Origin of the sequence: Actinomycetospora corticicola (assembly GCF_013409505.1) — a bacterium.
In the GTDB taxonomy this organism is placed as follows: Bacteria; Actinomycetota; Actinomycetes; order Mycobacteriales; family Pseudonocardiaceae; genus Actinomycetospora; species Actinomycetospora corticicola.
The window spans coordinates 4,064,160-4,090,895 of record NZ_JACCBN010000001.1 but is presented as its reverse complement, the minus strand read 5'-3'; the positions used below and the strand labels follow the sequence as shown (position 1 = coordinate 4,090,895).

Genomic DNA, 26,736 nt, shown 5'->3' with positions numbered 1-26,736 from the left:
TGCCCGCGGTGACCGACATCGTGCAGCAACCGGCCTCGCCGGCGACGCACGTCCCGAGCACGGCGGGCGCGCCGAAGAAGACCCCCGGCGGGTCGTCGCGACGGGTGAGCTGGGACGTCCTGCGCTGCGGGTTCGTCCTGCTGGTGATGCTCTACCACTCGACGTTCATCGGCCCGCTCGTCTACCACGACATCCTGCCGAAGAACTACACGTTCCCGCACCAGGTCGGGGCGAGCCTGCTGCTGGTCCTGTCCGCCTACTTCGTGGCGGCGACCGTGCGGCGGGGCGGCGCCCGACGCGGCGGGACCGCCCGCTGGTGGTGGGGCAAGCTCGCCCGGCTGCTGCCCGCGTTCTTCGTCGCGACGGTGAACGCCTGGCTCTTCCTGCGCTACCTCGCTCCCGACGGCTGGTACCTGCCGGGGAAGCGGGACCTGCTGGCCAACCTGGTGATGCTCTGGCACTGGGACCCCAGCTGGGGCTTCGTCGACGGCTCGTACTGGACGATCCCGCTGCAGCTGATGGCGTTCTGCCTGGCCGCGGTGATGTGGCGCGGCCCGCTCGGCCGCGGCGTCGGACTCCGGGTGGTGCTGTGGCTCGCGGTCCTCGTGCCCGCCGCACAGTGGTACTACCGGGCCACGCTCCCCGTCGGGACGATGTACGGGTACGTCGTCGACGGCCTCGGCATCTTCCGCTGGCACCTCTTCGTCGCCGGCGTGGCGGTCTGGATGTACTCGACCGGCCGCCTGCGCCTGCCGCACTTCCTCGCGCTCGAGATCGCCGCGATCGGTGAGCACGCGCTGCAGACGTCGGCGCTGGACCCCACCACCGGGTGGGACACCGACTGGACCGCCGTCGTCCTCATCGGGTGCGGGATCGTCGCGATGACCCTGGCCGCCGTCGGCCCCGACTGGGGTGACCGGCTGCCCGACCGAGTCAACCGCGCCGTCACCTGGCTCGCGGGCATCTCCTACGGCGTCTTCCTCACCCACCAGACCGTCGGCTACGTGGTGATGCGCCGGGCCCAGCAGCTCGGGGTCGGCCCCACGCTGCAGACCGGCCTCATGATCGTCACCGGGGTCCTGTGCGGGTGGCTCCTGACGAAGTCCGTGGAACGCCCGGTCCACCGCCGCCTGATGGCCTGGTGGGACGCCGGACCCGGCCGCTACGGGCGGGTCGGGCCGAGCGACACCAGGTCGTAGGTCCGCATCGAGGCGTTACGGCCCGCGTTGCAGGTCAGCGGGGTCGCGGAAGGGATCCACCGCTCCCGCACGGTGACGTCGAGCGGTCCCTCGGGCCCGGCCAGCCGCACGGTCACGACGGCGGGCTCGGTCGGGTCGGGCGTGACCTCGAGCGGCGCGAGTGCCGCCACCCGGTGCTCGGAGAGCGCGAGCCGGGCGTGGTGCTGGGCGCCCTGCACGGCCGGCGCGAGCCCCGCGCGGCCGCGGACCATCGTCGGGTCGACCTCGCCGGCGTCGTAGCGTTCGGCGACGCGGACCGCGTCCGTGGCGGGGACCCGTCCCAGGATGAGGCCGTGGGGGAGCAGTACGACGTTGGCCGCGAAGCGGTCCCCGCCGGTGTGCGTGGTCTCCCAGGTGCGGTCGGCGAACTCGGTCGCCAGTACCGCCGCCACCGGGCGACCGCGCATGGCGCAGCACGCGTCGTGCCGGCCGTGGGCGCACACCAGGTAGACGGGATCGTCCGACGGCGTCGTGGACGCCTCGAGGTCGGCGAGGGCGTTCGGCAGCGCCTCGGGCGAGTCCACCCGGCCCCAGCGCACCGACTCGTGGCCGATCCGGGAGTCGACGACGGCGAAGCGGCCGCCGGCCTCCGTGGGAGCACCGCGCGCGGCGGTGCGGCGGATCAGCTGGAAGCGTGCCTCGTGGGTGCGGCAGAACTCGTCGATCGCCTCGACGACGGGGGCGGAGAAGCCCGCGCCGCCGAGCGCCTGGAAGCCCCACGGCCCGGGGTGCTCCACGAGGAGCCAGCGCCGGGCGGGCGGGGCGGAGGCGAACAGCGGGTCGTCCCGTTCGCGGGCGGCGGCCGAACAGCGGAACTGCGTCGGGTCGTCCGCCGGGTCCTGCCGGGTCAGTGATTCCGCCGTCACGTGTCCGTCGTACCTCCATCACGCTGATCGGCGCCAGTGACCGCATCGGGCGTCACCAGGACACCTTCCTTCAACAGCCGTCGCGCGACCACCGTCGCGTCGCCGGCCTCGTCCTCGGGCACGTCCCCGAGGCGCACCGGACCGCCCGCGAGCAGCGTCGCGAGCGGGGTCGCCGCCGCCGCGGGGAACTCCAGCGAGCGGTCGGGGAGGTCGAGCACGACCTTCCCCGACCCGGCGTCGGGAAGAGTCCGATGACGGAGCCCGAGGCGCGGCCGGACGACGGACTCCGCGTCGAGGGCGGCGATCGCCGCGGCCTGGCGCAGCGGCAGCAGCGACTCGGGCCGGTTGCCGTTCCAGACGCGCCCGCGCAGACGCCGCGAGGTCCGTCCGGCGTCGAGGGGCCGGCCGAAGTACTCGGCGGCCTTCCGGGCGACGGCCTCGACGTGCGGGGCGAGCGCGGCCGGGTCGGCGACGTCCACGCCGAGCGGCAGGGAGGCCCGCAGCTCGGGGTCGTCGGCGAGGCCGGCGAGGAGGGTCTCGAGCACGGCGTGGCGGGTGAGGACGTGGATGCCGACCGTGAGGTGGGCGGAGACCTCGCCCTGCGCGGTCGCGGAGTGCAGGAAGCCGCGGGGCAGGTAGAGCGCGTCGCCGGGGTGGAGGACCTCGTCGAGCAGGGGTTCGCCTGCAGCCTGCTCGCGCACGGCGGCCGCGTGGTCGTTCCAGGGCTGGTTGCGCAACGGGTCGGGGTGTACCGGCGCGTGGACGTGCCAGCGCTTGGTGCCCGCGATCTGCAGGACGAAGACGTCGTGCACGTCGTAGTGCGCGGAGAAGCCGGTGGACGACGGCGGGGTGATGTAGGCGTTGACCTGCACGGGGTGGCCGAGGTCGGCGTTCAGGCCGGTGGCGAGGTGGGCCACCGGGTCCCACGTGCGGTGCACGCCCTGCAGCACCACGGTGTGGCCGTCGGCGAAGAGCCCGGCGATCCGGTCGTCGCGGACCTGGTCGGTGACCTCGGCGCCGACGCCGCCGTCGCCGGTGAAGTGCTTCGAGTCGACGACCGTGCCCTGCTTCGCGACGCGCAGGAACGGCGTGCGCAGGCCGCGTCGGGAGAGCAGCTCGTCGACGGCGTCGAGGGAGAACAGGTCGCCGAAGCCGCGCTCGGCGTCGGGGTCGCCGTCCTTCGCGAGGTCGTCGGCGCGCGAGAGCACCGCCTGTCGGCCCCACGCCTCGTCGGCGAAGGCGTCGAGGTCGCCGGCGACACAGCGGCGCAGGAAGGGGCGGTGGGTCATGTGTCCTCCAATGTGGCTGCGCCAGGTGAGCACTAAGTGGGCCTATAGCCCCTCTTAGTGCTCACCTGCGAAGCACCTACGCGCCGCCGTCGGCCCCGCCGTCGGAGCCGCCGCCCTTGGCGCCACCGTCGGCCGGCCCGTGGCCCGCTCCGCCGTCGGCGCCACCGTCGGACCCGTTGCCGGACGCGCCGCCGTCGGCCGGGCCGTGGCCCGCGCCGCCGTCGGCGCCGCCGTCGGACCCGCCGCCGGACGCACCGCCGTCAGCGGGGCCGTGGCCCGCACCGCCGTCGGCACCGCCGTCGGAGCCGTTGCCCGCCGCGCCGCCGTCGGCCGGGCCGTGACCGGCACCGCCGTCGGCGCCGCCGTCCGAGCCGCCACCCGCGGCGCCGCCGTCGGAGGGCCCGTGGCCCGGGTTCGACCCGGAGGTGGTGATGTCGTCGTCGTTCATCGCTGCTCCTTCTCGATGGGGGGATGGGGGCGGTCCGCCCTCGGACCGACGGCAGCGTGGTGCACCGTTCCTCGGACATCCCGCCCGGTCGCGGGACGGCTACCCCCGGCCGATCGCTCCTACGCCCCCGGCCTCGCCCGTTAGGGTCCGGGCCCATGACGGTTGGGACGCTGGTACTGCTGCGGCACGGGCAGAGCGAGTGGAACGAGAAGAACCTCTTCACCGGGTGGGTCGACGTCCCGCTCTCCGCGACCGGTGAGCAGGAGGCCCGACGGGGCGGCCAGCTCCTCGGTGAGGCCGGGCTGCTCCCCGACGTGCTGCACACGTCGTTGCTGCGCCGGGCGATCGCCACCGCCCAGATCGCGCTGGACGTCTGCGACCGGCACTGGATCCCGGTGCGCCGTGACTGGCGGCTCAACGAGCGCCACTACGGGGCGCTCCAGGGCAAGGACAAGAAGCAGACGATGGAGGAGTACGGGGAGGAGCAGTTCCAGATCTGGCGTCGCTCCTACGACACGCCGCCGCCGCCGATCGACCCCGACGACGAGTACGCCCAGACCGGTGACCCCCGCTACGCCGACCTCGGCGACGCGCTGCCGCGCACCGAGTGCCTGAAGGACGTGCTCGAGCGGCTGCTGCCCTACTGGACCGAGGCCGTCGTCCCCGACCTGCGGGCCGGGCGCACCGTCCTCGTCGCCGCGCACGGGAACTCGCTGCGGGCGGTGGTCAAGCACCTGGACGGCGTCGACGACGAGACCATCGCCGGGCTGAACATCCCCACGGGGATCCCGCTGCGCTACGACCTCGAGGCCGACGGCGACGACCTGCGGCCCACCAACCCCGGCGGGACCTACCTGGACCCGGACGCGGCGAAGGACGCGATCGCGGCGGTGGCGAACCAGGGCCGGTGATCCGGGCGGGGTGATCCCGCAGCGGTGAACACCACCTGAACGGGCTGCCAACAGTCACCCGGCCGGGGGTTGGACGGGTCACCAACGGCGGTCCGACAGGGGTGGAAATCCCGATGACGGCCCTACCATCGCGTCGTGGCCGTCCCGGCGTACGTGACCGTCCTGGCCGTCGTGCTCGCGGCGGTCCTGGGCGTCGTCGTCGGCGTCGCCGGGGTCCGCTGGAAGGCGCGGAGCGCGCGGGCGGCCGTGGTCGCGGCCGGCCCGACCGTCGCGGAGCTGCTGGCCCGGATCGTCCGCCGCTCGCACACCGGCCTCGCGGTGATCAACCGGTTCGGGGACGTCGTGCTGTCCAACGACCGCGCCGAACTCCTCGGCGCGGTCGTCGACGCCCGCCCGGACAGCCGGATCGCGGCCGCCGCCGGCCGGATCGCGGAGCGGGGCGGCACGGCCGAGATCGACCTGTCGCCGCCCGTGGCCGCGCGGCGCGCCCCGCAGTCGGTGATCGCCCGGCTCGGGCCCCTCGGCGACGGGTTCGTGGTGGTCGAGGCCTCCGACACCTCCGCGGCGGTGCGCCTCGAGGCGGTCCGGCGCGACTTCGTGGCGAACGTCGGCCACGAGCTCAAGACCCCGGTCGGCGCGATGGCGGTGCTGGCCGAGGCCGCGCTCGACGCCGACGACCCGGCCGAGGTCACCCGCTTCACCTCGAAGATCCTGCACGAGTCGCGCCGGCTGGGGTCGCTGGTGACCGAGCTGATCGAGCTGTCCCGGCTGCAGGGCGGCGACCCGCTGCCCGAGCTGGACCCGGTCGAGGTCGACGACGTGGTCCGCGAGGCCGTCGCCCGCGTCCGGAGCTCCGCGGAGGCCGCCGGGACCGACCTCACCCTCGACGCGCCGCAGGGCCTCGAGGTCGCGGGAAGCTCGACGCTGCTCGTCACGGCGCTGGCGAACCTGCTGGAGAACGCGATCGCCTACTCCTCGCCCGGCTCGACGGTGTCGGTCCGGCGCCGCGCGGTGGCCGACCGGGTGGAGATCTCGGTGACCGACCGCGGGATCGGGATCCCCCCGGAGCACCAGGAACGGGTCTTCGAGCGGTTCTTCCGCGTCGACCCGGCCCGCTCCCGCGCCACCGGCGGCACCGGCCTCGGGCTGGCGATCGTCAAGCACGTCGCGGCGAACCACGGCGGCGAGGTCGCGCTGTGGAGCGAACCCGGCGTCGGCTCCACCTTCACGCTGCGCCTGCCCGCGCCGCCGCCCGAGCCCGCCGACCCCTCCGACCCGACCCCACCGGTCGTCGGGAACGAGACCCACCACCGGAACGGAACCCCCGTGCTGGAACCGACGACCAGAGGTGACCGATGACCAGGGTGCTGATCGTGGAGGACGAGGAGTCCTTCGCCGACCCGCTGGCCTACCTCCTGCGCAAGGAGGGCTTCGAGGCGAGCGTCGCCGGGACCGGCGCGGCCGCCCTCGAGGACTTCGAGCGGCACGGCGCCGACATCGTGCTGCTCGACCTGATGCTGCCCGGCATGAGCGGCACCGACGTCTGCAAGGCGCTGCGCCAGCGGTCCTCGGTGCCGGTGATCATGGTGACCGCGCGGGACGCGGAGATCGACAAGGTCGTCGGCCTCGAGCTCGGCGCCGACGACTACGTCACCAAGCCCTACTCGGCCCGCGAGCTGATCGCCCGGGTCCGCGCGGTGCTGCGGCGCGGCGAGGGCGGCGAGGGCGTTCCCGACGGCGGGTCGACGGGCTCGGACCGCCAGGTCCTCGAGGCGGGGCCGGTGCGGATGGACGTGGGCCGGCACGTGGTGACGGTCGACGCCGGCGGGACGGCCACCGAGGTCGCGCTGCCGCTCAAGGAGTTCGACCTGCTCGAGTACCTGATGCGCAACGTCGGCCGGGTGCTCACCCGCGCCCAGCTCATCGACCGGGTGTGGGGCGCGGACTACGTCGGCGACACCAAGACCCTCGACGTCCACATCAAGCGCCTGCGAGCCAAGCTGGAGCCGGAGCCCTCGCAGCCGCGGCACCTGCTCACGGTGCGCGGACTCGGGTACAAGCTGGACGCCTGATCGGGTGACCCGGAACACCGTCTAGGCTGGTCATCGTGCGTCTCGGGGTTCTCGACGTGGGGTCGAACACGGTTCACCTCCTCGTGGTCGACGCGCATCGCGGTGCGCACCCGACCCCGCAGTCCTCCACGAAGACCGCGCTGCGCCTCGCCGAGCACGTCGTCGGCGGGCAGCTCGCGCGCAAGGGCGCGGACGCCCTCGTGTCCGCCGTCGCCGAGGCGCGCCGCGAGGCGAGGGCGCTCGGGTGCGACGACCTCCTGGCGTTCGCCACCTCCGCGGTGCGCGACGCCGACAACTCCGACGCGGTCCTCGCGCGGGTGCGGGAGGAGACCGGCGTCGACCTGCAGGTCCTCACCGGGCCCGACGAGGCCGCGCTGACCTTCCTCGCCGTCCGCCGCTGGTTCGGGTGGTCGGCCGGACGGCTGCTCTCCCTCGACATCGGCGGCGGCTCGCTGGAGATGGCGGTCGGGCGCGACGAGCGCCCCGACGTGGCCCTCTCCCTCCCGCTCGGCGCCGGACGGCTCACGCGCGACTGGTTCGCCGCGGACCCGCCCGACCGCAAGGAGACCCGCGCCCTCGCCGAGTACGTCCACGACACCGTGGCGCCCGCGGCGGCGGCCCTGCTCGACGGCGGGTCCCCCGACCGCGCGGTCGTCACCTCGAAGACGTTCCGCTCGCTGGCCCGGCTCACCGGCGCCGCCCCGCGCTCGGCCGGGCCGCGGGTGCACCGCCGGCTCACCGCGGCCGGGTTGCGTCAGGTCGTCGCCTTCATCAGCCGGATGGACTCCGCGGACCTCGCCGAGCTCGAGGGCGTGAGCGCCTCCCGGGCGCACCAGCTCGTGGCCGGCGCGATCGTGGCGCGCGGCGCGATGGACGCCCTCGGCCTCGAGGAGGTCGAGGTCTGCCCGTGGGCCCTGCGTGAAGGCGTGATCCTCGGCCGACTGGACCAGGTGCCCCTCGAGGGCGGTCCCTTCGCCGCTGACGGGACGTACACCACCGGTCGTCCTGCTGCGACTGGACGACCGACCCCGACCACGGCACGGTGGAACGGATGACGACCGACGGATCCCCCCCGCGGGGCGCTCAGCGCAGTGTGGCGGAGCTGCTCGCCGCCTACGGCGCCGAGTCGCGCTCGGCGTCCCCCACCCCGGCCCCCGAGCCCGAACCCCGCGACCCCTACGGCGACGCCGGCTACGCCCCGTCCGACCGCGGCGGGTCCTACGGCTACGACCCGGACCCCGGGTCGTCCTACGGCTCCTCCGGGTACGGGCGCAGCTCCTCCTACGACGACGGGTACGGCACCGCCGGGCCCTCGGGCTACGACGGCGGGTACGGCTCGGCCGGGTACTCGTCCTCCGGCTACTCCTCGGGGGGTTACGGCTCGTCCCAGGGCCCGTCCTACGGCTCCTCGTACGACGACGGGTACTCCTCGGGCTACGCGTCGGGCGGCTACGGCTCGTCGGGGTCCGGGTCGTCGGGCTACGGGACCACCGGGTACGGCCCGAACGACCACGGCTCGTCGGGCTACGGCTCGTCCGGGTACGGGTCGTCCGGCTACGGCTCGTCCGGGTACGGGTCGTCCGGTTACGGGTCCGCGGGGTACGGCTCGACCGGTTACCCGTCGAACGGCTACGCGTCCGGCTACGGGTCGGACCCCGCGCCGGAGCCCTACCCGTCGTCCGGGTCCTCCTACGGGTCCCCGTCCTACGCCTCGGAGCCCGACCCCTACGGCGGCTACGGCAGCCCGTCGTCGTACGGCTACGCCCCGGCCTCCCCGGCGCCCCCCGCCTACGGGCAGCCGCCGGCGGCGGTGCCGCGGCAGTCGGGCCCGCCGTCCGGGTCCGGCCCGCAGCCGACGAGCGCGCCCCCGGCCTGGGCGCCCTCCGCGCCCACCGCGGTGACCCCCGCCGCCCCGCCCGCGCGGCCAGCCCCGCCCGAGGCGCCCACCACGGCGCAGCCGGCGGCGACCTCGGCCGTCCCCACGCAGGTGCAGCCCGCCGCGGCGCGGGCGGCCTCCGCCCCCACCACGGCGACCCCGCGGCCCGACGCCGACGGCGGCCCGCCCACCGCCGCGTCGCCCGCGGCCCGGCCGGACGCCACCCGCACCGACGCGCCCGCCGGTCTCGGCCGCGAGCGCGACCTCGACGACCACGACGACGTGGACGACGACTGGGACGACGAGTACGACGACGAGCCCGCCGAGCGGCCGAACGCCAAGGAGTGGGCGGTGATCGCGGCGCAGCTCGTGGTCGGCGCCGTCCTCGGCGCGCTGCTCTGGATCGGCTTCTCCTACCTGTGGCAGACCCAGCCCGTGATCGCCCTGGTCCTCGCGGCCGCGGCGACCGGTGGCCTGGTCTTCGGGGTCCGGGCGATGCGGCGCTCCGACGACCTGCAGACGATGGCGCTCGCGATCGTCGTCGGTCTCGTGGTCACCGTGTCGCCGGCCGCATTCGTCCTGCTCGCTCGTTGAGCCTCCCGGCCGCTCCCCAGGTCCCCGTCGCGCTCTCGACCGCGTCGGTCTACCCCGAGCCGATGTCGGCCGCGTTCGACGCGGCCGCGGAGCTGGGGTACGACGGCGTCGAGCTGATGGTGTGGAACGAGCCGGAGTCCCGGCAGCTGCGCACCGTCGCCCGGAACGCCGAGCGCACCGGCATGCCGGTCCTCGCGGTGCACGCGCCGTGCCTCGCCATCACGCAGCGGGTGTGGGGCGCCGACCCGGCGGAGCGGCTGCGCCGCAGCGTGGTGCTCGCGGCGGGGCTCGGTGCCCCCGTCGTCGTCCTGCACCCGCCCTTCCGCTGGCAGCGGCGCTACGCGGCGGGCCTGGCCCGACAGATCGACGAGCTGGAGCGCGCCCACGGGGTGCTCGTGGCGATGGAGAACATGTTCCCGCTGCGCCGCGGCCGCGTGCGGGTCTCCAGCTACACCCCGGGGCACGACCCCACGGTGCCCGGCGCCCGGAACTACACCCTCGACCTCTCGCACACCGCGGTCGCGGGCGACGACGCCTTCGCCCTGCTCGAACGCATGGGCGACCGGCTGGTCCACCTGCACCTGGCCGACGGCACCGGCGAGACCCACGACGAGCACCTGGTGCCCGGTCGCGGCACGCAGCCGTGCGCGGACGTCCTCCGCCGGCTCGCCCTCACCGGTTTCGCCGGGACGGTGGTGGTCGAGATCTCCACCCGCCGCGCCCGGACCCGCAACGAGCGCCTCGACGCGCTCGCCGAGTCGCTGCTGTTCGCCCGGCTGCACCTGGGCTCCCGCAGCTCCCGCTCGCAGGCCTGAACGCTCCCGCACGTCAGCGGTGGCACACCGCTGACGTCCGACGTCAGCAGATCGCCACGACGACGGCCCCGGCCGACGCCGCCCGACGGGACCACACCTGTCGTCGGGAAGACTGCGCAGCCATGACGACCGTGGCGGTACTGGGTGGGGGACGAATCGGTGAGGCCCTGCTGGGCGGGCTGGTGGCCGCGGGGTACGACGCCGGGTCGCTCCTGGTCGTGGAGCGCGACACCGCCCGGGCCGACGACCTGACGCAGCGTCTCGGTGTCACCGTGACCGACACCGCGGACGCCGCCGCGCGGGCCGACGTGCTCGTCGTCGCGGTCAAGCCGCAGGACGTGCAGGGCGCGCTCGGGGCCGTGGACGGCGGGCGGGACCGCCTCGTCGTGTCGCTCGCCGCGGGCATCCCGACCTCCGCGCTCGAGGGCTGGCTGCCGCCGGGCACCCCGGTGGTGCGGGTCATGCCGAACACGCCGATGCTCGTGGGGCGCGCGATGTGTGTGCTCTCGCCCGGCGCGCACGCCGACGACGCGGCACTGGACGCGGCGGAGAACCTGCTGCGCAGCGTCGGGCGGACCGTGCGCGTGCCCGAGGCCCAGCAGGACGTCGCGACCGCGCTGTCCGGCTCCGGTCCGGCCTACCTGTTCCTGGTGGCCGAGGCGATGATCGAGGCGGGCGTCGCGCTCGGGCTGCCGCGACCGACGGCGACCGAGCTCGTCGCCGCCACCGTCGACGGCGCCGGCGGTCTGCTCACCGCCCCCGGGAACCACCCGTCGCTGCTCCGCGAGGCCGTGACCTCGCCCGGCGGCACCACGGCGCAGGCGCTGCGGGTCCTCGAGGCGCACGGGCTGCGGGCGGCGTTCGCGGACGCGGTCGAGGCCTGCCGGGACCGGTCGCAGGCGCTGGGTGCCACGTTCGGCGGTTGACCTCCGGGCGTTCCGCTCGCCCCGGTCACCGACCGCTCGTCGTGGGCGGACGCTGCGCCCGGCGTGCGGCGTGTGCGCTTGACGCGCAGGGCCTCACGGCCACCGCACCATCACGTCGAGCGATTCATCCGTCACACGCGTCTCGCTACTCTCCGATCAGCACGTGCGTGTCGAACCGCCGGAGGGGAAGACCGGCGGCACGACGGGTGCTCGGAAGGCGGTTCACCATGCCGCAGAACGCCGCCGCAGGGCGGAGGGAAGACGGCGATCTCTCACGGGTGCAGTTCCTGACCGTGGCCGAGGTCGCCGCCACCATGCGGGTGTCGAAGATGACGGTGTACCGACTGGTGCACAACGGCGAGCTGCCGGCGGTCCGCGTCGGCCGCAGCTTCCGTGTGCCGGAGGAGGCCGTCCACGAGTACCTCCGGGGCTCGTACATCGACGCCGGCTAGGACCCCGGGACCCGGGCGGTGCATCGTCGCCGCCCGGGTCACCGGTACGGTGGACCCTTGTGCTCCGGAGCCCGGCGCTCCGGCTCTCCACGACAGGTAGTAGCGAAAGGGAACCCGTATGGGCTCGGTCATCAAGAAGCGTCGCAAGCGGATGTCGAAGAAGAAGCACCGTAAGCTGCTCCGTAAGACCCGCGTGCAGCGTCGCAAGCTCGGCAAGTGATCGGTCCCGGTCGGGGCTGAGCCGAGGGGTCGCATCCGACACCCGCCAGCCCCGCCCGGGAGAGCCATGCCGCCGTCCGTCGTCCTCGTCACCGGCGTGAGTCGTCAGCTCGGTGGCGACCTGGCGGCACGGCTGGCGGCGGACCCGACGATCGACCGCGTGCTCGGGGTGGACACCACCCCGCCCAGCCGTGACATGCGACGTCGGATGGGTCGCGCGGAGTTCGTCCGCGTCGACATCCGCAACCCGCTGATCGGCAAGGTCATCAGCACCGCGAAGGTCGACACGGTGGTGCACGCCTCGTTGTCCGGGCACCCGGCCTCCTCCGGCGGGCGCTCGATGATGATGGAGATGAACGTCATCGGCACGATGCAGCTCCTCGCGGCGTGCCAGAAGTCGGACACCGTGGGCCGGCTGGTCGTGCGCTCCACGACGAGCGTGTACGGCGCCAGCCCGCGGGATCCGGCGACCTTCACCGAGACCACCGAGCCGAAGGCCCTGCCGCCCGGTGGGTACTCGAAGGACGCGGTCGAGATCGAGGGCTACGTGCGCAGCTTCTCGCGGCGCCGCCCCGACATCCCCGTCACCACGCTGCGGTTCGTCAACTTCATCGGCCCGCGCGCCGACACGGCGTTCGCGAACTACTTCTCGCTCCCGGTCGTGCCGATGGTGCTCGGCTTCGACGCCCGGGTGCAGCTGCTGCACCACGAGGACGCGGTCGCGGTGCTGGAGCGGGCCACCACGAACGAGCTGCCGGGCGTGTTCAACGTCGGCGCGGACGGCGTCCTGATGCTGTCCCAGGCCATCCGGCGGGCCGGCCGCATGGCGCTGCCCATCCCGGAGCCGCTGGTGCCGTGGGTCGGGCGCTTCACCCGCCGCGCGCGGCTCGTCGACTTCTCGCCCGAACAGATGCGCCTGCTCAACTACGGCCGGGTCGTCGACACGACGAAGCTGAAGACCGAGTTCGGGTTCGAACCGCGGTGGACCACCGTGCAGGCCTTCGACGACTTCGTGGCCGGCCGCGCCCTGCGTCCCGTCATCGACACGGACCGCGTGGTGGGCCTCGGGGAGTCGATCGCCCACTCCGCCGCCCACCACCTCCCCGGCCTCGGCCGCGGGGCCGCCCCGGTCCAGCTCGAGGCCGCGTCGGACCAGCCCGCCCTCGCACCGGTGCGATAGGAACGACCACGTGAGCAGCAGGAGGAACGACCCGATGGGCGAGGCGGACGTCATCCCGCTGCACGGTCCCGGTGGGCGCCCGCGCCCCCGGCCGACCCCGCGGCGGCGCAGCCTGATGCCGCCACCGGCCGAGACGCCCGCGGAGCCGATCGTGACCGAGCAGACCCCCGCGGCCGCCCTCCCGGCCACCACCGCGCCGTCCGAGCTCGAGCGCACGGTCACCGAGGTCGCCGCGTTCCTGCGCCGTCGGCTCGCCGGCCGCTACACCGTCGACGAGTTCGGCTTCGACCCCGACCTCAACGAGAACGTCATCCTCCCCACGCTGCGCCCGCTCTACGAGCGCTGGTTCCGGGTGGAGACGATCGGCGTGGAGAACGTGCCCGCCGAGGGCGGCGCGCTGCTGGTGGCCAACCACTCCGGGACGCTGCCGCTGGACGCGCTGATGACCGTGGTGGCCACGCACGACGACCTCCCCACGCCCCGCAACCTCCGCATGCTCGCGGCCGACCTCGTGTTCGGCCTGCCCGGTGCGGGGGCGCTGGCCCGCAAGGCCGGCCACACGCTGGCCTGCAGCCCCGACGCCGAGGCCCTGCTGGGCGACGGCGAGCTCGTCGGTGTCTGGCCGGAGGGCTTCAAGGGGATCGGCAAGGCCTACGCCGACCGGTACAAGCTGCAGCGCTTCGGCCGGGGCGGCTTCGTCTCGGCGGCGCTGCGCACCGGCGTGCCGATCATCCCCTGCTCGATCGTCGGGGCCGAGGAGATCTACCCGAAGATCGGTGACCTCGGCCCGATCGCCCGCCTCCTCGGCGTGCCGTACTTCCCGATCACGCCGACGTGGCCGCTCCTCGGCCCGCTCGGTCTCGTCCCGCTGCCCTCGAAGTGGTACATCGAGTTCGGCGAGCCGATCCGCACCGACGAGTACGAGCCCGGTGCCGCCGACGACCCGATGCTCGTGTTCAACCTGACCGACCAGGTCCGGGAGAACATCCAGCAGACCCTCTACCGGCTCCTCTCGGGTCGCCGGAACGCGTTCCTGGGCTAGATCCGCCCGAATCGGGGACATTCGGACGCGCGTTCCCGACGCCGGGTCGGGGCAGTCCGGTGGCATGACCACCACCGAACTCGTCGGCGCGACCGTCGAGGAACGTCGGACCCGTGTCACGGTGCGGCGGATCGTGCAGTACTTCCTCGATCTGTTCGTCCTCGGCGCGGTCGTGGCCACCGTCGGCTGGATCGCGGACACGCTCGCTCCCGGCGCCGGCTTCGAGGTGCTGCGCGGCCGGTCGCTCGACGTCCCGCAGCTGGTGGCGCAGGGCGGCGGGTGGCCGTCCCTGCTGGCCGTCGTGGTGACCGTCGGACTGTGGCTGGTGGCGTTCGTCGTCATCCCGGCCCGCACGGGCCGGACCCTCCTCATGATGGCGCTCGGGCTGCGGATCGTGCGTCGGGACGGGGGCGGGCCGGCGTCGTCCGGTCAGCACCTGGGCCGGGCGCTGCTGCTGATCGTGGACACCCTCGCCGGCGGCCTCGTCGGGCTGATCGTGATGCTGTGCTCCCGGCACCGTCAGCGGGTCGGCGACCACGCGGCCGGGACGGTCGTGATCCGGGACCGGCGAGAGTGACATGAGGCAGCCTCGGCGGCCCGAGGACCTGCCTGATGTGCACCTCGCGGGGCTGCTCCGTTCGCGAGAGTGACGTGGGGCAGCCTCCGCGGCCCGAGAACCTGCGTGGTGTGCACCTCGCCGGGCGGGGTGGGACCTACCCGCGTCGGCGGTAGGCCGCGGCACCCGCGACGGCGCCGGCGACGGCACCGGCGCCGAGGACCGACGGCACCCCGATGCGGGCGACCTTGCGCCCGGACCGGAAGTCCCGGATCTCCCAGCCCTTCTTCCGCGCGAGCGCCCGGAGCTCGGCGTCGGGATTGACCGCGACCGCGGTGCCCACCACGGAGAGCATGGGGGCGTCGTTGATGGAGTCCGAGTAGGCCGAGCAGCGCCGTAGGTCGAGCCCCTCGCGGGCGGCCAGGGCGCGGACGGCGTGGGCCTTGGCGGGCCCGTGCAGGAGCTCGCCGACCAGCCGGCCGGTGTAGACGCCGTCCACGTGCTCGGCGACCGTGCCGAGCGCGCCGGTGAGGCCCAGCCGGCGGGCGATGATCCCGGCGAGCTCGAGGGGCGTGGCGGTGACGAGCCAGACCCGCTGACCGGCGTCGAGGTGCATCTGCGCGAGCGCGCGGGTGCCCTCCCAGATCCGGTCGGCCATCAGCTCGTCGTAGATCTCCTCGCCCAGCTCGACGAGCTCGGACACCTCGCGTCCGGCGACGAAGGACAGCGCCGCCTCACGGTGCGCCCGGATGTCCTCCGGCGTGCCCTCGCCGCCGAGCCGGAACTTCACCTGCTGCCACACGAAGCCGCGCAGGTCGGCGCCGGAGAGGAAGTTCCGCGCCGCGAGTCCGCGCGCGAAGTGGAAGATCGACGCGCCCATCATCATGGTGTTGTCGACGTCGAAGAACGCCGCGGCCGTGAGGTCCGGCGGGACGCTCGGCGTCGTCGGGCCCTCGGTCTCCGCCGCCGCGGCCGCAGCCGCCCCGGCGTCCCGCGCCGCCCCGTCGTCGGGAAGGCCGGACGCGGCGAGCGCAGAGGGATCCAGGGCCTCGAGGCCGGCCTCCGCGTCGTCCCCGGGGCCCGGCACCTCGCGGCGGTCACGCCGTCGTCCCACCGCCTGCACCCTCCCGCTCACACGCCGGTCGTCGTTCCGACCAACCCTAGTGGTAGCCCGGGCGGGCGACCCGGCGTGCGGACCCCTCAGCCGAGCGTGAGACCGGGGAGACCGGGCAGGAGCGGGGGCAGCTCGACCTTCGGCAGCCCGGGCACCGGCACGGGCACCTGGACCGGCGCGGGCGTGCTGGTGGTGGTCGGGGTGGACCCGGCCGGCGTGCTCGTGGAGCGGGTCGAGTCGGTGCCGGACGTGGTGGTCGTCGGCTCCGTCGAGGTCGTCGTCCGCGTGGTGGACGAGGGCGTCGAGGACGAGGTCTGCGGCGCGGCCGAGGTGCTGGTGGTCCCCTGGCGGGCGTCGCGGCAGGCCGCGGCCGGGAGCGGGCCGAGCTCGTCGGCCGACTCGGTGCCGCAGCGCGGGTCCGCCGCGAAGGCCGCGGCGCGGGACTGCAGCTGGGAGAGCAGGCGCTGCGAGGACGCGGCCTGCTCGCGGCCCTCCGGCGACAGCGACGGCGAGAACCCCTCGACGGTCTGCTGCTGGCGCGTGGCCCAGTCGGAGAGGTTGGTCGCCGACGGCCCGGAGGGCTGGTCGACGAGGCCGAGGAGGAGCTTGGAACCGGTCCGGGCCTGCTGGTCGAAGGCGCGGAGGTTGTCAGCCACGAGGGCGGCGTCCGCCTCGTCGAGGCCGGCGGCGGTGGGGCGCGGGCCCGCGGCGGTCGTGGCGTCGCGCTGGATCATCTGCTGGATCTCGTCCAGCCGGAGCGCGGCGATGTCGAGGTGCTTCTGCCCCTTGGCCTCCTGGCCGGAGGTCAGCCCGATCTCGGCGGACTCGGAGGCCCGCTTGAGGCCGTAGAGCATGTCGCCGGGCAGGGAGCCGCGGGAGAGCAGGACGGTGAGGGCACCGAGCGCGAGGATGCAGGCGACGCCGGCCACGGTGGTCGACATCAGCCGACGCATCGCGGAGCGGGCGGGCCCGCTCGAGCCGGACGCGGAGGCGGGGCGGCGGTCGGCCGGGCGGGTCGCCCCGCGGCGGTCGGCGCGACGGCGGCCGTGCGAGGGACGGGCGGGCGCGTCGGAGGTCGTGACCGTGCGGGTGGGGGCGTCGCCGCCGGGGCCCTGCTCGGTGATCGTGGCCATCAGGGCGGCGCGCATCCGGGCGGAGGTCGCCGCGTCGGGGCCGGGGGTGGCCGCCGCGACGTCGCGCAGCAGGTCGGCGATCCGGAGATCGTCGGCGAGGTCGGTGTCCACGGCCCGGTTTCGTCCGTGGACCCCTGAATCGTTACCGGCGTGGCCCAGATCGCTGAACGGCGGTGTGGCCTGCGCCGGACGGCCGGTGGCGCGTGCGCGCATCCGCTCGTCCCAGGCAGCGGCGAACCGCTCGTCTGCCCCGTCGCGACCGCTCGACATGTCGTCCGTCCTCATCGTGCGCCCGTGCCCTCCGGCACGTGCTGTACCCGTCGTCGAGAAGAACGACCGGAAAGGCGACCGGTTACGTCCTCCACGCCGTCGGGTGGAACTACAGCGGTGTCACTCACCGCAAACCCTCAGGGAGCAGTTGAGCGAGGCGGCGCACCGCCCGGTGTTGCAGCGCCTTCACGGCGCCCTCGTTGCGTCCCATGATGTGCGCGGTCTCGGACACCGAGAGTCCCTGGAGGAACCGGAGGGTGATGCACTCCTGCTGGTCGTCGCCCAGTTTCGCGACGCAGCGCAGGAGCTCCTCGTGGGTGGCGCCGGCGATGACCTCGCTCTCCGGACCGGGGCTCCCACGGTCGGGCGCGACGTCGGTGATCTCCGGCGTGGCCTGCTCGAGGCGGTACCGGCTCGACTTCACGTGGTCGAGCACCAGGTTGCGGGCGATCGTGACGAACCACGCCCCGATGTCCCGGCCCTGGTAGCTGACCGAGGAGATCCGCCGGAACGCCCGGACGAAGGTCTCCTGGGTGAGGTCCTCGGCGACCCCGCGGTCGCCGAGGCGGTAGAAGACGAAGCGGAAGACCACGTCGTGGTAGCGGTCGAAGAGCGTGCCGAACGCCTCGACGTCACCGTCCTGCGTGGCGCGCACCAGGGCCCAGCCGTCGGCGACCGACTCGTCGGCCTCGGCCAGCCCGGCCTCGTCGAGATCGGCCTGGTCGACGTCGTCCTCGACCCGCTCGGGGGCGTCGGGTCCGTCGCCCACCGGTTCGGCGGCGGGTGCGGGCAGCGGCGTCGTGGCGGGGTGCGCCTGCGGCACCGGCACGGGTCCGGTGGGGGCGCTCGGACCGGTGGCGGGTCCGGGGGGCCCGCCCGGGCCGGGGCGCGGGGGAGGAGGCGGCGGCGGGTGACCGGGTCCCGGACGCACCGGACCGGGCGCGTGCGGGGCCGGACGCATCGGGGCGGGGTGGCCCGTGATCCGGGGGAGATCCGGGTGCGACGGGTGGTCCATCGGGTGGGGCCCCGGCGCCGGGCGGGCGCCCTCCCGGCCGCGCTGCTCGGGGTAGGGGGTGGCGAACCCCTGCTCCGGCGGCCCGCCGGTGTACGCGCCGAGCGGTTCCGGCGGCGTGTCGGTGAGCGGGCCGTGACCGGACCGCACCGCACGGTCGCGGCGACCGGGGTCGGGGGCGTTCCCGCCGTTGCGAGGCGTCATCGGTCTCCGCCGGAGACGGAGCGGAGCGGAGCTCGACCGTCGACGCCGGGGAGTCCGCCGGGGGCGGAACGGAGTGGAGCTCGACCATCGCTGGCCGCGGGCGCGACGGGGGCCGGCAGCGGCCCCGCCGTCACACCGACGCCGACGACAGCGGACAAGGCGTTCTCCCTCGCTGGACGACCACTCGCTTCCTCCTGCGGGTCGGAGGGGCTCCGGTCGGACCGAGACCTCCCCGTGACCACGCTGGGGACGGAGCATACGTGCGGCGCGGAGGCCCTCGTCACCGGAGCGCCACCCACTCGCGTCGCCCTCGTTGACATGCCCTTGACCTGCGGTGAGAGGTCCCGACCACGCCGTCGGCGGTCGGACGGGGTCTGCCAGACTCGGCGACACGCGAGCGAGCGGGAGGGTTCCGGGTTGTCACAGTCTGTCGGGGAGTCGTCCGACACCGTCCGAGTGACGGTGCTGGTCCGTGCGGACTGCCGGACCTGCGACCGGATGGCGCTCGTGGTCCGCGCCGTCTGCGAGGAGGTCGGCGAGGACTGGGAGACGGTGGACGTCGACGCGGCCACGTCCGACCCGGAGCTGCGCGGCGAGTTCGGCGACCGCGTCCCGGTGGTGCTGGTCGACGGCGAGGAGCTGGCCTCCTGGCGCGTCGAGCCGGACGACCTGCGCCGGGCGCTCGCGTGAGCCGCCGGCCCGCGGGCGTCCCCGCCCAGACCGCCACCGGGGACGTCCCGGCGCTGCGGACCGCCACCGGTCTCGTGGTCCTCGCGCAGTCGACCTACCGGACGCTGCAGACGAACGCGGCGGGCGGCGGGGCCACGGCCGTGCCCCTGGTCCGCGACCTGCTCTCCGCGGCGGTGGTCGAGCTCGGCGACGCCCGATCGGCCCTCGCGTCCGCGACGACGGGTGCGGGTGGACGGGCGCAGACCGTGCCCGACCCGGCCTACGGCGGCGTCGTCGACGCCGCCCTGCCCACGGTGCGCACGCCCGCCGACGTCGTGGGGCTCGTCCTCACTCTCGAGGACGTGCTCGCGCAGACGCTCGTCGCGGACGCGGCCGGCCTGTCCACCCCCGCCCTGCGCTCGCTCGCCCTCCGGCTCGGGTCCGACGCGGCGGCCCGCAAGGCCACCCTGCTCGTGGTCAACTCGCTGCTCTCGGCGGGCCGCGCCGACCTCGTCGTCGCCCCGCCGGACCTCGCCTCGCTGCCGGGTGGCGTCGGGACGGTCGGCTTCCCCGACACCCGCTTCCCGACGGCGAAGGCGGCGCCGCCCGAGGAGGGCAACTGATGCTGTCCCGACGACGGGTCCTGCTCGGTTCCGCGGTCGGCCTGCTCGGGGCGGGCGCGCTGGCCGCCTGCTCCGACGCCCCGCCCGCGGCCGCCCCGGGGCCGTCCTCCGGTGCGCCCGCCGCGACGACGACCACGTCCACCCCGGTGCCCTACGTCGGGGACCAGCGGGCGGTCGCCCTGTGCGCGGCGACGTCCGCCCTCGCCGCGAGCCTCTACTCCGGCGCCGTGCTGGCGGCGACGGACGGCCGGCTCGGGCAGGTGCCGGGTGTGGTGACGGCCTTCCTCTCCGGCGCGGGGGCCCAGCACACCGAGCACGCCGCCGCCTGGAACGCGCTGCTGACCGCCGCGGGTCGTCCGGCCGTGACCGGGACCCCGCTCGCCGTCGAGAGCGAACGGCGGGCCGCGCTCGGCCGGGCCGCGGCGCCCACCGACCTGCTCGCGCTCGCGGTGGACGTCGAGGCGATGACCGGGGGGACCGTGACGGAGCGGGCGGCGGAGCTCACCGATCCGGGGGCCGTCGCGCTCGCCGCGACCCTCGCCCCGGTCTCCGCCATGCACGGGGCCACCGCCGCCTTCCTCCTCGGGCGGCCCACGGGGGCCACCCCGAGCGCCGCCGGGGCACCGCTGGGGCTCGACGCGCTGACCCTGTGAGTCGGCCCGGCGGGTGAACCGTCCGGCTGCGGGCAACCGAATCGCACCGGTACCCCCGCCGTCGCGAGTCCGTCGCGAGGCAGTCGCGAGACAGGAGCCCCCATGGCGACCCCCACCGCCGACCGGCCGTCGCTCGGGGAGCACGTCGACGACGCCCCGGGACGCGGCCGTCCGGTCGTCGCGGCCGTGGTCACGGTCGGCGCCGCCGTCGGGGTCGGGGAGCTCGTCGCGGCGCTGGTCTCGCCGGCCGGGTCGCCGTTCCTCGCCGTCGGGCAGGCCGCGATCCGCCTCACGCCGGAGTGGCTCAAGGAGACCGCGATCGCGTGGTTCGGCACCTACGACAAGGTGGCGCTGCTCACCGGGATGGTCGTGGTCATCGCGGCGATCACGGTCCTCGCCGGGCTCGCCTCGCGCCGCGACGAGCGCCCCGGGCTCGTCCTCGTCGTCGCGTTCGGCCTGCTCGGCGTCGCCGCCGTCGTCACCGCCCCGACCTTCGCGCCGCTCGACCTCGTGCCCTCGGGCGCCGCGGTGCTCGCGGGGGTGCTGGTGTGGCGGTGGCTGCGCGGGCTCGCCGTCGGGGACCCCGCCCCGGCGGGGGACGACCCGGCACCGGCGCCGGCGGGCGCGGTCAGCCGCCAGCGCTTCCTGACGACGGCGGGCCTGACCGCCGTCGGGGCGATCGCCGCCGGCGTCGTGGGGCGCGTCGTGAACGCCGGTGCGGCCGGTCCCACCTCCGTGACGCTGCCGCCGGCGCCCGCCGGCCCGGCCCCCGTCCCGGTGAACGCCGACTTCGTCGCCGACGGCACGCCGTCGTGGCTCACCGCCCCGGCGGACTTCTACCGCATCGACACCGCGCTGTCGGTCCCGCGGATCTCCGTCGCCGACTGGTCGCTGCGGGTGCACGGCATGGTCGACCGCGAGGTGACCCTGACCTTCGACCAGCTGCGGGCGATGCGGCTCGTCGAGGCCCCGGTGACGCTGACCTGCGTCTCCAACGAGGTGGGCGGCACGCTGATCTCGAACGGGCAGTGGCTCGGCGTCCCGATCCGCGACGTGCTGGCCCTCGCCGGGGTGCGCCCCGGTGCCCAGCAGATCGCCTCGACGTCGTCCGACGGCTGGAACGCCAACACCCCGCTCGGCCCGCTCACCGACGGGCGGAACGCGATGCTCGCGATCGGGCTGGACGGCGCGCCGCTGCCGGTGGAGCACGGCTTCCCGGTGCGCATGGTGGTGCCCGGGCTCTACGGCTACGTCTCGGCCACCAAGTGGATCACCGACATCGAGGTGACCACCTTCGACGGGTTCACCTCCTACTGGGAGCAGCGGGGCTGGGGGAAGTTCGGCCCGGTGAAGACTTCCTCGCGGATCGACGTGCCGCGTGACGGGGCCACCGTGCCGGCGGGCCCGACCGTGGCCGCCGGCGTCGCGTGGGCCCAGCACACCGGCATCGCCGGGGTGGAGGTCTCGGTGGACGACGGCCCCTGGCAGCCCGCGCAGCTCGCCGCCGAGCCGACCGTGGACTCGTGGCGGATGTGGCGCCTGCCGCTGACCCTCGCGCGGGGGCAGCACCAGCTGCGGGTGCGGGCGACCGACCGCTCGGGCGCGGTGCAGACCGGGGTCGAGGCCCTGTCCATCCCGGACGGGGCGACGGGCTGGCACACTGTCGCGGTCACCGCGGTGTGAGGGTCGCTGACCAGCGACTTTGTGCGCGCGTTCACGAGCGGTACGCTCGAAGGACAGCGGAACGGTGAGAACGAGCGGTACGCGTGGTGCGGGCAGGGAGGCTCCCGGCGTGACGGTGGACGGGGGCGTGTCCCGCCCTGCTCGGCCGGCGGCACGTCCGGTGGGTCGGGTCGACCCGGACCGGATCCCGCAGGCCACCGTGGCCCGACTGGCCGTCTACCTGCGCGTGCTCACCGAGATGCTCGCGCAGGGTGTGCGCACCGTCTCCTCGGACGTGCTCGCCGCGGCGGCCGGGGTGAACGCCGCGAAGCTGCGCAAGGACCTCTCGCACATCGGCTCGTCCGGGGTGCGCGGGGTCGGTTACGACGTGTCCCGACTGACCGAGCAGGTCGAGTCGGTGCTGGGACTCACGCGGTCGCACGCGGTGGCGCTGGTCGGGGTGGGCAACCTCGGGCATGCGCTCGCGGGCTACGGCGGATTCGCGCAGCGGGGCTTCGGCGTGGCAGCGTTGTTCGACGTCGACCCGGCTCTCGTCGGGACGACGATCGGTGGGGTGGAGGTGCTCGACGTGGCGGAGATCCCCCGCGTCTGCGCCTCGAAGGGTGTGACCATCGGGGTGATCGCGACGCCCGCGGGCGCGGCGCAGCAGGTCTGCGACGCGCTGGTGGGGGCCGGGGTGCCCAGCATCCTGAACTTCGCCCCCGCGGTGCTGTCCGTCCCGACGGGCGTCGAGGTGCGCAAGGTCGACCTGGCGGTGGAGATGCAGATCCTGGCGTTCCACGTCTCCCGCCACGACGGCCGCGCAGCGGCGGATGGTCGCGAAGCGACGGGAAAGGTGTTCGGATGAGTCTGTTGCTCGTGGGTGTGTCGCACCGCACGGCGCCGGTGTCGGTGCTGGAGCAGGTCGCGATCTCCGGCGAGGACACGGCCAAGGTCCTCGACGAACTCATCAGCGGTGAGTACGTCTCCGAGGCCGTGGTGCTCTCGACGTGCAACCGCATCGAGATCTACGCGGTGGTCGAGACGTTCCACGGCGGACTGACCGAGGTCTCCGGCGTCCTCGCCCGACACGCGCAGACCGACGTGTCGGACCTCACCGACAACCTCTACGTGCACTACGCGGGCTCGGCGGTCGAGCACCTGTTCTCCGTCGCGGCCGGCCTCGACTCGATGGTCGTCGGCGAGGCCCAGATCCTCGGCCAGCTGCGGGCGGCGTACTCCACGGCCCGCGAGCTCGGCACCGTGGGCACCGTCCTGCACGAGGTCGCCCAGCAGGCCCTGCGGGTCGGCAAGCGCGTCCAGAGCGAGACGGGGATCGACGCCGCCGGCGCCTCCGTCGTCACCGAGGCCCTCGACGACGCCGAGGCCGCCCTCGGCAGCCTCGTCGGTCGCCGCGCGCTCGTCGTCGGGTCCGGCTCGATGGGCGGCCTGTCGTCCGCGGCGCTGCGTCGCCGGGGGATCGGCGAGGTCGTCGTCGCCAACCGCACCCCCGAGCGTGCCGAGCGCCTCGTCGAGCTCACCGAGGCGGAGGGGACGCCCGCCCGTGCCGTCGGCCTCGACGCGCTCGGGCCCGCGTTGGCGACGGCCGACGTCGTCATGGTCTCCACCGGGGCGATCGGCACCGTGGTGGACCTCGAGACCGTCCGCGCCGCGCGCGCCCGGACCGACCGCCCGCTCGTGATCTGCGACCTCGGCCTGCCGCGGGACGTCGCACCCGAGGTCGCGGCCCTGCCGGGGATCACGCTCGTGGACCTCGCCTCGCTGGCCGACCGGCTGCGCGACGCCGCGGCGGGGCACGCCGTCGCGACGACGCGCACCCTGGTCTCCGAGGAGGTGCGCGCCTATCTCGCGGCGCAGCGCTCCGCCGAGGTCACACCCACCGTCACCGCCCTGCGCCGCCGCGCGGCCGAGGTGGTCGACGCGGAGCTGCTCCGCCTCGACGGCCGGCTGCCGGGTCTGGAGGCCGACGTGCGCGGCGAGGTCGCCAAGACCGTGCGCCGCGTCGTGGACAAGCTGCTGCACACCCCGACGGTGCAGGTGAAGAAGCTCGCGCAGTCCCCGGGCGGCGACACCTACGCCGAGGCGCTGCGCGAGCTGTTCGAGCTCGACCCGCAGGCGCCCGCGGCCGTCGCCTCCGGCCCGGTCGCGGAGGTCGTGGCGGCGCCGGACGCGCTGCTCGGCGAGTCCTCGCACCTCGAGGGCGCGGAGGTCGACCAGGCCCTGGCGGCCCGGAGCGCGCGCGACGTCCCGGACCGGGGTGGCCGATGACCGCCGCCGACCTCGGGACGATCCGCATCGGGACCCGGGCGAGCCTGCTCGCCCGCACCCAGACCCAGACCGTCGCCGACGCGCTCACCGCGGCCGGCGCGACGGTGGAGATCGTGCACGTCTCCACCGACGGCGACCGCACGCAGGCCGCCAACATCCCGCTCGCGGGATCGGGCGTCGGGGTGTTCACCTCGGCGTTGCGGGACGCGTTGCTCGAGGAGCGCATCGACGTCGCCGTGCACTCCTACAAGGACCTCCCGACGGCGGGCCTGTCCGGCGTCGTGCTCGCGGCGGTGCCGCAGCGCGCCGACCCGCGGGACGTGCTCGTCGCGCGGGACCAGATGGTGCTCGGGGAGCTCCCGCCGGGGTCGGTCATCGGCACCGGGTCGCCCCGGCGGGCCGCGCAGCTGAACGCGCTGGGGCTCGGGCTGGAGATCGTGGGCATCCGCGGCAACGTGGAGACCCGCATCCGCAAGGTCACCGACGGCGAGGTCGACGGCGTCGTGCTCGCCCGGGCGGGGCTGGCGCGGATCGGCCGGGCGGGTGAGGCCACGGAGGTCCTCGACCCGCTGCAGATGCTCCCCGCGCCGTCGCAGGGGGCGCTCGCCGTGGAGTGCCGCGCGGCGGACACCGACCTCGAGACCCTCCTGCGGTCGACCCTGCACGACGAGTCGACGTTCACCGCGGTGTCGGCCGAACGGGCGGTCCTGCAGGAGCTCGGATCACCGTGCAGCGCCCCGATCGGTGCACTCGCCGAACTCGTCGAGGATCTGGACGACGACGGCCGCATCGTGGAGAGGCTGTCCCTGCGCGCGTTCGCCACCACGGCCGAGGGCGCGCCGGTGCGCAACTCGGTCATCGGAGAGACGAAGGATGCCGAGCAGCTCGGGCGGTCGCTGGCCGCCGAGCTGCTCGCCGACGGGGCGGAGCCGCGCGGCGCGTCAGCGCCGTGACCCCCCCCGACGCAGTGAAGAAGACGGATAAGGACGAGACAACGACATGACCGCACCCCCCTCCACCACCGCCGGCCGGGTCGCCTTCGTCGGCAGCGGGCCCGGTGACCCCGGCCTGCTCACCGTCCGGGCCCGTGAGGCGCTGTCGTCCGCGACGTACGTCGTGGCGGACCCGGGCGTGCCGGCCGAGATCGTCGCGTCGCTCGACGGGGACACCGTGACGGTGCGCCGCGTGGGGGCCGACGCGGAGGTGTCGCCGCTGGGCGACGACGCCGCCGGCTCGCTCGCCGAGGGCGCCGAGATCGCCGCGCCGCTGCCGGAGGACCCGGCCGCGCTGGCCGAGCACCTCGTCACCCGCGCCCGCGAGGGCGACTCGGTGGTCCGCCTCGTGGGCGGCGACCCGCTGACCCGGGAGTCGGTGATCACCGAGGTCAAGGCGATCGCCACCGCCGGCGTGCCGTTCGACGTCGTGCCCGGCATGCCCGCGAGCACCGCGGTCCCGGCCTACGCCGGCGTCGCGCTCGGCTCCGCCCACACCGCCGCGGACGTCCGCGGCGGGCTCGACTGGACCACGCTCGCCGTCGCACCCGGCCCGCTCGTGCTCACCGCGACCGCCGCCGACCTCGCGTCGACGTCGGCGTCGCTGGTGGAGAACGGCTGGAAGCCCGAGACGCCGGCGCTGGTCACCGCGCAGGGCACGGAGTCCAAGCAGCGGACCGTCACCTCGACGCTGGAGAAGCTCGCCGCCGACGGGGCCGACCTCGACGGGCCGCTGACCCTCACCATCGGCGAGGCCGCGGGCGACCGCGCCGCGCTGTCCTGGTGGGAGTCGCGCTCGCTCTACGGCTGGCGCGTGCTCGTGCCCCGCACCAAGGACCAGGCGGGCGCCATGAGTGACCGCCTGCGCGTCCACGGGGCGGTGCCCGAGGAGGTCCCGACCATCGCCGTGGAGCCGCCGCGCTCGCCCGCGCAGATGGAGCGGGCGGTCAAGGGCCTGGTCGACGGCCGCTACCAGTGGGTCGTGTTCACCTCGCAGAACGCCGTCCGCGCGGTCTGGGAGAAGTTCCAGGAGTTCGGCCTCGACGCCCGCGCCTTCTCCGGCGTGAAGATCGCCTGCGTCGGCGAGGCCACCGCGTCGGCGATCCGCGCGTTCGGGGTGCACCCCGAACTGGTGCCGGCCGAGCAGACCGAGCAGTCCTCCGAGGGCCTGCTCGAGATCTTCCCGCCGCACGACGACGTGCTCGACCCGGTCGACCGCGTGCTCCTCCCGCGGGCCGACATCGCCACCGAGACGCTGGCCGAGGGCCTGCAGTCGCGCGGCTGGGAGATCGACGACGTGACCGCGTACCGCACGGTGCGCGCCGCGCCGCCGCCCGCGCCGACCCGCGAGGCCATCAAGACCGGCGGGTTCGACGCGGTGTGCTTCACCTCGTCGTCCACGGTGCGCAACCTCGTCGGGATCGCGGGCAAGCCGCACGCCCGCACGATCGTCGCGTGCATCGGCCCGAAGACGGCCGAGACCGCCGTCGAGTTCGGCCTGCGCGTCGACGTGAAGCCCGAGATCGCCGAGGTCCCGGCGCTGGTGGAGGCGCTCGCCGCGCACGCCGACAAGCTGCGCGCGGAGGGCGCCCTGCCGCCCCCGCGCAAGACGAAGGCGCGCCGGCGGTGAC

Annotated in this window: 27 protein-coding genes; 21 read left to right on the top strand and 6 right to left on the bottom strand. The window is 75.1% G+C overall.

Annotated elements, in window-relative coordinates:
• Positions 1-8: 8 nt before the first annotated feature.
• Positions 9-1,199: an acyltransferase family protein gene (locus BJ983_RS19905; RefSeq protein WP_343054262.1), complete on the top strand. Its 1,191-nt coding sequence runs from the start codon at positions 9-11 to the stop codon at positions 1,197-1,199.
• Here the strand turns inward: BJ983_RS19905 and BJ983_RS32445 are convergent.
• The 3 genes from BJ983_RS32445 to BJ983_RS19890 form a co-directional block, all read right to left on the bottom strand.
• Entirely contained in the window at positions 1,163-2,104 is a 942-nt protein-coding gene (locus BJ983_RS32445; RefSeq protein WP_179795405.1) for a sucrase ferredoxin, read from the bottom strand. The two genes, BJ983_RS19905 and BJ983_RS32445, sit on opposite strands and share 37 nt — an antisense overlap.
• The gene (locus tag BJ983_RS19895; RefSeq protein ID WP_179795404.1) at positions 2,101-3,393 is read right to left on the bottom strand and encodes a cupin domain-containing protein; all 1,293 of its coding nucleotides are present in this window, start codon (positions 3,391-3,393) and stop codon (positions 2,101-2,103) included. The genes BJ983_RS32445 and BJ983_RS19895 overlap by 4 nt, the downstream gene beginning before the upstream one ends.
• A gap of 76 nt (positions 3,394-3,469) precedes the next feature.
• On the bottom strand, positions 3,470-3,841 hold the full coding sequence (locus BJ983_RS19890) for a hypothetical protein (protein WP_179795403.1): 372 nt from the start codon (positions 3,839-3,841) through the stop codon (positions 3,470-3,472).
• Positions 3,842-3,996: 155 nt separating this feature from the next.
• Between BJ983_RS19890 and BJ983_RS19885 the strand changes: the two genes are divergently transcribed.
• From BJ983_RS19885 to BJ983_RS19830, 12 genes are all read left to right on the top strand, one after another.
• Positions 3,997-4,752, top strand: coding sequence for a phosphoglyceromutase (locus BJ983_RS19885; RefSeq protein ID WP_179795402.1), 756 nt, complete (start codon positions 3,997-3,999; stop codon positions 4,750-4,752).
• A gap of 135 nt (positions 4,753-4,887) precedes the next feature.
• Positions 4,888-6,111, top strand: a complete 1,224-nt coding sequence (locus BJ983_RS19880; protein WP_179795401.1) for an ATP-binding protein — start codon at positions 4,888-4,890, stop codon at positions 6,109-6,111.
• Positions 6,108-6,824 carry a response regulator transcription factor gene (locus BJ983_RS19875; protein WP_179795400.1) on the top strand — a complete coding sequence of 239 codons (717 nt, stop codon included), beginning with the start codon at positions 6,108-6,110 and terminating at the stop codon, positions 6,822-6,824. Before BJ983_RS19880 ends, BJ983_RS19875 begins: the two co-directional genes overlap by 4 nt.
• Positions 6,825-6,859: 35 nt before the next feature.
• Complete coding sequence (locus tag BJ983_RS19870) at positions 6,860-7,879, top strand: Ppx/GppA phosphatase family protein (RefSeq protein WP_179795399.1); 1,020 nt, start codon at positions 6,860-6,862, stop codon at positions 7,877-7,879.
• Complete coding sequence (locus tag BJ983_RS19865; RefSeq protein WP_179795398.1) at positions 7,876-9,294, top strand: hypothetical protein; 1,419 nt, start codon at positions 7,876-7,878, stop codon at positions 9,292-9,294. The genes BJ983_RS19870 and BJ983_RS19865 overlap by 4 nt, the downstream gene beginning before the upstream one ends.
• Entirely contained in the window at positions 9,291-10,109 is an 819-nt protein-coding gene (locus BJ983_RS19860; protein WP_179795397.1) for a sugar phosphate isomerase/epimerase family protein, read from the top strand. The genes BJ983_RS19865 and BJ983_RS19860 overlap by 4 nt, the downstream gene beginning before the upstream one ends.
• A gap of 122 nt (positions 10,110-10,231) precedes the next feature.
• Positions 10,232-11,035, top strand: coding sequence for a pyrroline-5-carboxylate reductase (gene proC, locus BJ983_RS19855; protein ID WP_179795396.1), 804 nt, complete (start codon positions 10,232-10,234; stop codon positions 11,033-11,035).
• Between the two features lie 227 nt (positions 11,036-11,262).
• A complete protein-coding gene (locus BJ983_RS19850; RefSeq protein WP_026204239.1) occupies positions 11,263-11,487 on the top strand; it encodes a helix-turn-helix domain-containing protein in 225 nt (74 codons plus the stop codon).
• A gap of 118 nt (positions 11,488-11,605) precedes the next feature.
• A complete protein-coding gene (locus tag BJ983_RS19845) occupies positions 11,606-11,707 on the top strand; it encodes a 30S ribosomal protein bS22 (protein WP_010241351.1) in 102 nt (33 codons plus the stop codon).
• 66 nt (positions 11,708-11,773) lie between these two features.
• A complete protein-coding gene (locus BJ983_RS19840) occupies positions 11,774-12,886 on the top strand; it encodes an NAD-dependent epimerase/dehydratase family protein (protein ID WP_179795395.1) in 1,113 nt (370 codons plus the stop codon).
• 34 nt (positions 12,887-12,920) lie between these two features.
• Entirely contained in the window at positions 12,921-13,928 is a 1,008-nt protein-coding gene (locus BJ983_RS19835; protein WP_179798026.1) for a lysophospholipid acyltransferase family protein, read from the top strand.
• A gap of 64 nt (positions 13,929-13,992) precedes the next feature.
• Positions 13,993-14,505: an RDD family protein gene (locus BJ983_RS19830; protein ID WP_179795394.1), complete on the top strand. Its 513-nt coding sequence runs from the start codon at positions 13,993-13,995 to the stop codon at positions 14,503-14,505.
• A 136-nt stretch (positions 14,506-14,641) separates the two neighbouring features.
• Here BJ983_RS19830 and BJ983_RS19825 read toward each other — a convergent pair whose 3' ends face one another.
• From BJ983_RS19825 to BJ983_RS19815, 3 genes are all read right to left on the bottom strand, one after another.
• Positions 14,642-15,571 carry an HAD family hydrolase gene (locus BJ983_RS19825; RefSeq protein ID WP_425484814.1) on the bottom strand — a complete coding sequence of 310 codons (930 nt, stop codon included), beginning with the start codon at positions 15,569-15,571 and terminating at the stop codon, positions 14,642-14,644.
• Between the two features lie 113 nt (positions 15,572-15,684).
• Entirely contained in the window at positions 15,685-16,842 is a 1,158-nt protein-coding gene (locus BJ983_RS19820; RefSeq protein WP_179795393.1) for a DUF5667 domain-containing protein, read from the bottom strand.
• A 283-nt stretch (positions 16,843-17,125) separates the two neighbouring features.
• Entirely contained in the window at positions 17,126-17,794 is a 669-nt protein-coding gene (locus tag BJ983_RS19815; RefSeq protein ID WP_425484813.1) for a sigma-70 family RNA polymerase sigma factor, read from the bottom strand.
• A gap of 879 nt (positions 17,795-18,673) precedes the next feature.
• Here BJ983_RS19815 and BJ983_RS19810 point away from each other — a divergent pair.
• From BJ983_RS19810 to BJ983_RS19775, 8 genes are all read left to right on the top strand, one after another.
• On the top strand, positions 18,674-18,907 hold the full coding sequence (locus BJ983_RS19810) for a glutaredoxin family protein (protein ID WP_179795392.1): 234 nt from the start codon (positions 18,674-18,676) through the stop codon (positions 18,905-18,907).
• Positions 18,904-19,509, top strand: coding sequence for a ferritin-like domain-containing protein (locus BJ983_RS19805; RefSeq protein ID WP_179795391.1), 606 nt, complete (start codon positions 18,904-18,906; stop codon positions 19,507-19,509). Before BJ983_RS19810 ends, BJ983_RS19805 begins: the two co-directional genes overlap by 4 nt.
• A complete protein-coding gene (locus BJ983_RS19800) occupies positions 19,509-20,162 on the top strand; it encodes a ferritin-like domain-containing protein (protein WP_179795390.1) in 654 nt (217 codons plus the stop codon). Before BJ983_RS19805 ends, BJ983_RS19800 begins: the two co-directional genes overlap by 1 nt.
• 102 nt (positions 20,163-20,264) lie before the next feature.
• Positions 20,265-21,845 carry a molybdopterin-dependent oxidoreductase gene (locus BJ983_RS19795; RefSeq protein WP_179795389.1) on the top strand — a complete coding sequence of 527 codons (1,581 nt, stop codon included), beginning with the start codon at positions 20,265-20,267 and terminating at the stop codon, positions 21,843-21,845.
• A gap of 109 nt (positions 21,846-21,954) precedes the next feature.
• Positions 21,955-22,692, top strand: coding sequence for a redox-sensing transcriptional repressor Rex (locus BJ983_RS19790; protein ID WP_179795388.1), 738 nt, complete (start codon positions 21,955-21,957; stop codon positions 22,690-22,692).
• Positions 22,689-24,113, top strand: a complete 1,425-nt coding sequence (locus BJ983_RS19785) for a glutamyl-tRNA reductase (protein WP_179795387.1) — start codon at positions 22,689-22,691, stop codon at positions 24,111-24,113. The genes BJ983_RS19790 and BJ983_RS19785 overlap by 4 nt, the downstream gene beginning before the upstream one ends.
• Positions 24,110-25,066: a hydroxymethylbilane synthase gene (hemC, locus tag BJ983_RS19780; protein ID WP_179795386.1), complete on the top strand. Its 957-nt coding sequence runs from the start codon at positions 24,110-24,112 to the stop codon at positions 25,064-25,066. The genes BJ983_RS19785 and hemC overlap by 4 nt, the downstream gene beginning before the upstream one ends.
• 46 nt (positions 25,067-25,112) lie before the next feature.
• On the top strand, positions 25,113-26,735 hold the full coding sequence (locus BJ983_RS19775; RefSeq protein WP_179795385.1) for a bifunctional uroporphyrinogen-III C-methyltransferase/uroporphyrinogen-III synthase: 1,623 nt from the start codon (positions 25,113-25,115) through the stop codon (positions 26,733-26,735).
• Position 26,736: the final 1 nt, after the last annotated feature.